5 protein-coding genes and 2 pseudogenes are annotated in these 7,119 nt (G+C 44.6%); 2 read left to right on the top strand and 5 right to left on the bottom strand.

Annotated elements, in window-relative coordinates; all coding sequences use genetic code 11:
• Nucleotides 1-137 (bottom strand): helix-turn-helix domain-containing protein (locus O9290_RS24510; RefSeq protein ID WP_288056396.1); only part of this gene is annotated, 137 nt, incomplete at its 3' end.
• A 168-nt stretch (nucleotides 138-305) separates the two neighbouring features.
• Here O9290_RS24510 and O9290_RS24505 point away from each other — a divergent pair.
• A pseudogene (locus O9290_RS24505) lies at nucleotides 306-512 on the top strand (IS200/IS605 family transposase); the annotation flags it as partial.
• 122 nt (nucleotides 513-634) lie between these two features.
• Here O9290_RS24505 and O9290_RS24500 read toward each other — a convergent pair.
• The 4 genes from O9290_RS24500 to O9290_RS24485 form a co-directional block, all read right to left on the bottom strand.
• Nucleotides 635-1,348: a proprotein convertase P-domain-containing protein gene (locus O9290_RS24500; protein WP_288087631.1), complete on the bottom strand. Its 714-nt coding sequence runs from the start codon at nucleotides 1,346-1,348 to the stop codon at nucleotides 635-637.
• A 536-nt stretch (nucleotides 1,349-1,884) separates the two neighbouring features.
• Complete coding sequence (gene lpxC / locus O9290_RS24495; protein WP_002761626.1) at nucleotides 1,885-2,724, bottom strand: UDP-3-O-acyl-N-acetylglucosamine deacetylase; 840 nt, start codon at nucleotides 2,722-2,724, stop codon at nucleotides 1,885-1,887.
• 85 nt (nucleotides 2,725-2,809) lie between these two features.
• Nucleotides 2,810-4,795 (bottom strand): BamA/TamA family outer membrane protein, encoded by a 1,986-nt coding sequence (locus O9290_RS24490; protein ID WP_288057303.1) that lies wholly within the window; start codon nucleotides 4,793-4,795, stop codon nucleotides 2,810-2,812.
• Nucleotides 4,796-5,224: 429 nt separating this feature from the next.
• A complete protein-coding gene (locus tag O9290_RS24485; RefSeq protein ID WP_002761622.1) occupies nucleotides 5,225-6,103 on the bottom strand; it encodes an Hpt domain-containing protein in 879 nt (292 codons plus the stop codon).
• Nucleotides 6,104-6,489: 386 nt separating this feature from the next.
• Here O9290_RS24485 and O9290_RS24480 point away from each other — a divergent pair.
• Nucleotides 6,490-7,119: pseudogene (locus tag O9290_RS24480) on the top strand (IS1 family transposase); the annotation flags it as partial.

Raw genomic sequence — 7,119 nt, 5'->3', positions numbered from 1 at the left:
TTTCGAGAGTTTAACCAATCTTTCCGTTCTGAAAGAGCGTAATTATAAACGCTTTTGCAAACATCAAGAATGTGGATTATCTCCTGTTCCTGTTGTCTGTTTACCTTTAGTTTGTACTGGTAGGTAAGCGTTATCACTGTCTTTCGTGAGCGTGATGTATAGTTAAATTATAACACTTACTGCCTAGGATATCAACTATAGCGGTTCTCACACCTGAGTGGCACAGTTTAACCTTTGCTAATTAAGCTTTTCACCATCGATAATGTATCTCTTGCGAACAGGAAACGCTATAATTACAATCATGGACCAAACTAATCGCTAACCTTAAAACAGTTAGTAGTCGCTTAATTAGACAAGAATTTCCGTATTTGGCGGCCGAGTATTTCGACAACAAACCCTATTTTTGGACGGGAGCTTATTTCGTGGCTAGTTGTGGCGACGTTACTGTCGAACAACTAAAAAAATACGTCGAGAACCAAAACTCCCCGAAAGTGGAAACGCTACCGCGTTAGTTTTATTCTGGTCGCGATTCATCTCGCTCCATTGAGATAGTTTTGATTCCCGCTTCAGCCCGGTCGGGAGGAAATAAGCATAATCCAGAAAACGGGTTTCTCAAAGAAACCCGTTTTCTATGCTAATCTTTCCCATTCAAATGGCGCTCAAGTGCCGCTCTCGCTCCCAGTAAGCCTAAAGCCAGCAAACCTAAGCTAGAACTTGGCTCAGGAATGGGGGTACCTTGCAAATTTAGCGTCCAAGAAGTGAAAGAGCCAGTAGTACCAGCGACAGTATCGGCAATGGTCAGCCGCCAGACGCCGCTGGACTCTTGTCCGCCTAGGGAAGCGAGCATGGGAACCTTGGTGCTACTGTTCCCACCAGTGGCGAAGTAGTTGCCGCTGGCGACGTCAAAAAAATTACCCACAGAAGCCGCTACCGTCCAGATGTTGCCGGTAAAGGCATCGTTAAAGCTGTAGTTGCCGTTGAAGTCGCTGTTATCGCCAGTCGCAGTAGCAGGGGGAACAATGCGCCCAACCCGGTTGAATAGGGATACTGTCGTGTTGGTTGGGACGTAGGTGAGGGCGGCACGCACCTGGCCTAGAAAGTTGTGCTGCAGTCCCGTGAGGGTGACAGTGACATCGGTGATCAAAAAGTTGGAACTGGTGGGAACGGTAATAGTGCTACTAAAACCAGTGGTGCTGCTATCAGGGATATTACCGCCACTACCATTTCCGGTAAAGGTAAGGGTGGCGGCGCTGGCGGGGAGGGTGGCCACCATAGCGATCGCGCTAACTGTGCTGGCGAAGACAACACCTACACCAGACAGGGATTTGAGGATAGTTGTAGTGTTCATTGACAATTTTGTAGAAATTTTACCAAAAAGCATATCACACCACCCCTATTTTGTCAATTATTGCTTCTTATCGATTTTATAGGGTTTTATGTATGTTTTTCATCTCCAGAAAACGGTTTTCTTTGAGAAACCCGTTTTCTAAAAATGGTCTATCCTGAAAATACCCCTTTAGATGAGATAACCCACATTCCGCACCCTAGTCGTTGAAATCAAAAGTTGCTCTAGCCCTTGTATATTAAGACTTTTAGCGATTACTAAGAATTATGAAGTGTCACACTCTAGTCAACGAACGCCAGCTTAATGAGAGTTTATCTCAATAATTTGGTATCAGAGCTATCAGATTTTTAGGGCTAATTGTGAATCTGCTGGGCTAACAAATTAGCCTGTAATTCAGAGCCGGCAATCGTTTTGACGATTTAGATAAAATTTTCAATGTGACACTTTAGGGTGCGGAATGTGGGTAAAAAGATTGTATCCGTCAATAACATCTTGACAGACCACTTAGTTTGATGATCTAAAATTTGAGTGTTGTTGCATCAACTTAAGGTAGAACATTCATTCTTGTATTTTGTGATTGCGATCGCTAATTGAACGTGAAGTTTATGACTGGCTTTAAAAGCCATGTAATGAGCGGTGGGAATAGTTCCCAGTAAACTCAAATCACCAATTAAGTCCAATAATTTATGTCTTGCTGGCTCATTATCAAAGCGTAAAGGAGGATTTAACCATTGATTTTGATCGCAGACTAAAGCATTTTCTAAACTGCCTCCTTTAATTAAACCAGCCTTTTGTAAATATTCAATTTGATCGGCAAAACCGAAAGTCCGGGCTGATGCGATCGCTTGACTAAAACTTTCCCGATCAGGACTCCAACTATACCATTGATTACCGATCGGTTTATAGGTAAAATCGATGCCGTAGGTAAAACGTAATTCAGGGGAAGGAATCGCCGCCACAAAAGCATCTCCTTCGTACAACCAAATCGGTTGAGAAATAGTTAAATCTGATGGAGAAAAAGAGTTATCTAAACCAGCATTTTTGATCGCTTCTACCCAGATTTTGGCCGAACCATCAAGGAGGGGAATTTCCGCACCATCCACCTCAATGCGAGCATCCTCTACCCCCAAAGCGGTTAAGGCTGCCAATAAATGCTCAACGGTTCTAACCTTTGCTTCTCCTCGTCTCAATTCCGTTGATAAAGTTGTTTGGTAAACCGAAGAAACTAGAGCGGGAATAATCGGTTGATTGGCTAAATCTCTGCGGACAAAATAACGTCCTTCCCCCGGATTTGCCCCACAGACGCGCACCCTTGTTATCTCCCCCGAATGCAGTCCAATTCCCGATAATTCAAATTGTTTAGCGATAGTAGAAACCATAATTATTAAGTAATAAAGCTTTTATCCGTGAACAGCAAAAATAACTAAATTTATCGATAACTGATAACTGATAACTGATAACTGATTAGAATCGTTCCCCGATACCGAAATGGAGACGAGAACCACCATCGACATTAAAACCGAAGTCAACCCGAATTTGGCCGACGGGAGATTGTACCCGAACACCTAAACCGTAACCGAGACCAGTACCGGGTAAATCCCGGACAATCCCGGGTTGACCGGGGACATCGCCTTGGGAACCAATAGTAGTCCCGAAATCGACAAATAACGCCCCCCCGATAATTGCGACAATGGGAAAACGATATTCGGCGGTGGCTTGGAAATAACTGCGACCGCTACCCACTTCTCCCTCGGCGTAACCCCGTACAGAGTTACTACCCCCCACAATAAAAGCATCGTAGGGGGGTAAATCGCCTAATACTGTCCCTGCTTGCACATTAAAAGCGAGGGATTGCTGGCCTTTAAAAATATCGGTTTCAAAGAGATTAAAGGAATTAATAAACCGAACGGGGATAAAGTAACTGTAACTACCCCGAACACGAGTGCCGAAAATACTGCCAGAACCGACCGGAATAGTTTGTTCTAAACCTAGACGCAGGAAAGAGCCACTGGTGGGCTGCAGGGGATTGTCGCGAAAATCTCGAATAGCGCCAATATTTAGGGAAAGTAGATCATCGATCCCAGAGGAACTAAAAGCCAGTGGTTGACTGCCAAAACCATTGAGAGGTGCAGACAGGGGGGAGATGTCACCATTGGCATTTTGCACCTGTACCTGTTGATAGTTAAAGCCTAGGGAAACCACCCATTTTGGTTTCGTAAACACATCGGGGGCCAAAGGACGGACAAAAGTAATACCGCCACCCGTCCGGACGATACGGGGACTATCATTATCGTTAAGCGTCCGAATCGAGGAATTCTCCCCATCATAAACCAGAGAAATCGACTGTCGCCGGAAAACGTTCACCGTGTAGGAAGTGCGGAAATTATCCTTGGCAATCCAAGGATCGGAAAAACTCAGATCAAATAAAAATTCCCGTTCCCCTAACTGGACTTCTGCCCCTAAAGTTTGATTATTACCGCCAAAATTGCGCTGTTGATAGCTTACAGTGCCGAATAAGCCCGCATTCGAGCTAATACCACCCCCAGCAGCCAGGGAACCAGTATTACCTTCCACCACATCGACGTTAACAATCACCTCCCTTGGGTCGCTGCCGGGGGAAAAAGACAGACGCACATCCTCGAATAAACCGAGACCGAAAACACGCTGTAAATCCTGTTGGGCGGTATTGCGGTTGAAAATATCCCCCGCTTTTAGGCGCATTTCCCTAGTAATGATAAATTCTCTGGTTTTACCCTTGACTGGTTCCTGTTCGACGTTAAAGTAGCGTACTTGAATTTTTTCGATTAAACCTTCGGAAATGACCAAAATCACCCTACCATCGGGAGTGACTTGCGGCGCACCGATTACCTGGGCCAGATCATAGCCGTTTTTACTGTACCAGTCATTGATTTTTTTTACCCCCGCCTGTAATTCCCGTAAATTCAGGGTTTTGCCGTATTGACTAGCGAAAATTTCCTCGACCACCCCGGCAGGTAAAATCGATTTGTCCATGGTTTCCGGGGCAATTTGAATCTGTACACCCTGAAAAACGGGGTTAGGTTGCACCTCAAAGGTGACTCGCACCCCTAGGGGCGTATCTTGGGGAACTGCCCGCACATCGGCAAAAAAGCCCGTGGCAAAAACGGCGTTAATATCTTCTTGTAATTGCGATCGAGTCGTGCTTCGTCCTGGTCGGGTGCGAATGGTATTATAAACTAGATTTTCTAATTCTCGATCGGCCCCCTGTACTACCACTTCGGCCACCAAAACTCGCGACTCCTCCGCCGGCACCGGTGGGGCTGTTGTGGGAGTTTCTGCAGGGCTTGGGGTTTCCGTCGGGGTTTCCGTCGGTGCTGCCACGGGTGGCGTAGTTTCTCCCGTCGCAGGAGGCGACTGTACTATCTGCTCGATGCGGGGAAAAACCATTTCTTGCGGTTCTTCTTCGGCCATTACCGTCCCGTGAAATAATCCGAAAATAGCCAGCAGCAGAGCCAGCGAGGAATATCGCCCCGAAAAATTGAGATTTTTAAGCACTTCCACACACCCAGTAACACCATTATGGTTTTTTTGTTTTCTCTGCCCGAGAAATTTAACGAACGTTAAAACTCTAGCAGATTGCTTACTCTCAGTAAATCCCAGCTTGACCAGTGACTCAAGAGATACTGCATCAGGTCTGATATGGGTCAGCCGTCAGCATTAAGTTTTTATCTTGCCATATCTTAGCTTTTTCTGGTTTGGCTCTATTCCAATTCACCCTCTGGGATTATTGCCAACTCGGTTGGCGCACAATTAAATACATATCTTCCTAACTCACCAAAATTAAAAACAATTAAGTTTATTCTTGTGGGAATCCCCCAGCTTTTTACACCCGGGCAGATGTCAACGTCTCGTTTTTAATAACTGTACCAGTTGCGAGACCTGTTGGCGATTGAACATTTGCAGCAGGGTACTAGCTACTAATTCCGGTTCTAGGGTAATTAGGATTTGTGGTAATTTGGCGGCGGCTAATAATTGCAATTCCTGACTGACGGTGATTTCTTCCCCGCGACCCCATTCTAGTAAATCACCGGCTTGTTTTAATTCTTTAATAATAACCGGGGCGAGAGTGCGGTAGGAATGTTTGGGGTTAGCCAGGGCTGATTCGGCATTTTTAACTAAATATTGCCACTTTTGCTGTTCTGAAGCCAATTGAGACAGAGATAAAGTTAACTTTTGTAATTGCTGACGGGAAGCACTGGTTTCTTCCTGTTTGAACAGTTGTAACATCTGTTTGAGGATATCTCTGACGCGGATGGAGATAGAAGACGCTGTCGCAACAGCTGGGGTAAATTTTTGGGGGTCGAGAAGATAGTTAAGATGGGCCTGTAATTCGGCAAAAGTCGGTTCACCTTTTTTAAGGATAGCGTTAGCTTCCTCGGCTTGCAAACCTAATGGACTGGACAGCTTATCGATCAATATCTGAAGCAGATCATAACCCTTGAGGAACAAAGATTCTAATTTTTTATCCACTTGTATGGGATTTTCTTTCAGTATTTTAAAAGCATCCTCAAGACGGTGAGCAGTTTTTTGGATACTGCCATAACCTAACATGGCCGCTCCCCCCTTAATGGAATGGGCGGCACGAAACATCTCGTTCATCTGTTCAGTATTGTTCACGAGATTGCCTAAGTCTAAAATCCCCTGTTCCAAAGTTTCCAGGTGTTCTTTGGCTTCTTCGATGAAATAGCCGAGAATTTTCTGAGCGTTAGCGGAGTCCAAGGTCTTATCCCCCTTATCACGATGCTGTCTAGTCCTAGATTGCCCAGTTTTTCAGGAAATATATCAGTTATGGGGCAATGGCTAGGAAAACTGGCCCAGACGGACACAAGCTAAGTTCAAAAGCCTGCCCACAAGGGTTCTCAGCTTCTCTTGCTTAAAATAGATCGATACAACGGCAGGCAAAAAGCTAAGAAAAGAATCGGGGATGGGAGCAAGCTGACTAGAAATTATTCTTGATAAGAGGAAACTGAGTTGTTGACTATCTAAGATGGTAATGATTTGGTAGTAGTGCCGTAGCCCTCTTGCTTACCTGGTATGAATTGTGTAAAATATTTATGAATAAAAATAATTAAAACCCGCTCAGTCTTTAAACCTCTAGCTTGCTCATGACTTTTCTGATAAATATCTTTTTCTGGCTCCTGTCTGGCTTACTCAAATATCAGTCTAGCACCGAACAAAGTGCCCCCTTCACCTCCGTTCCCCTGTCAAGCGTTGTGGTTCTCACCATAGGATCAAGAATGGTTCTATTCCTAAGGGAAAACCCAAACGTCAAGGTAAAGAATGTGGTCAACCGTTTGTGATCAATCCCACTAATAAAACCGTCTCTGACGAAACCAAACAATTAATTGATCAACTCTTGCTCGAACGAATTTTCTGACGAGTAATTGCTAGAGTAACAGGGGTAAGTTGGTCATGGTTACAAAATTATGTCAACAATAAACTGGCTGCTGTCCCCCGTCAAATAAAGGTTTCGGACAAACCAAAAGGTAAATTGGTTAGAGAATGTGATGAAATGTGGTCTTTGGTTTTTTCTAAGACGATAAAGGTCTATATTTGGCGGTTAATTGATAGAAAGACAAGGGAAATTATTGGTTGCTATGCGCGGAGATAGGAGTCGTCAATCAGCCAAAAAACTTTGGGGACAGTTTACCAGGCGTTGACCGACAATGTGCAGTTGCTTACACAGACTTTTGGGAGTCCTATAAGACAGTAATTCCCAGTAAACGTCATCGACC

The organism is Microcystis sp. LE19-41.2A, from assembly GCF_027530405.1.
GTDB lineage: Bacteria > Cyanobacteriota > Cyanobacteriia > Cyanobacteriales > Microcystaceae > Microcystis > Microcystis aeruginosa.
The sequence above is the reverse complement of the archived record's forward strand: the minus strand, read 5'-3'. Positions and strand labels throughout refer to the sequence as shown.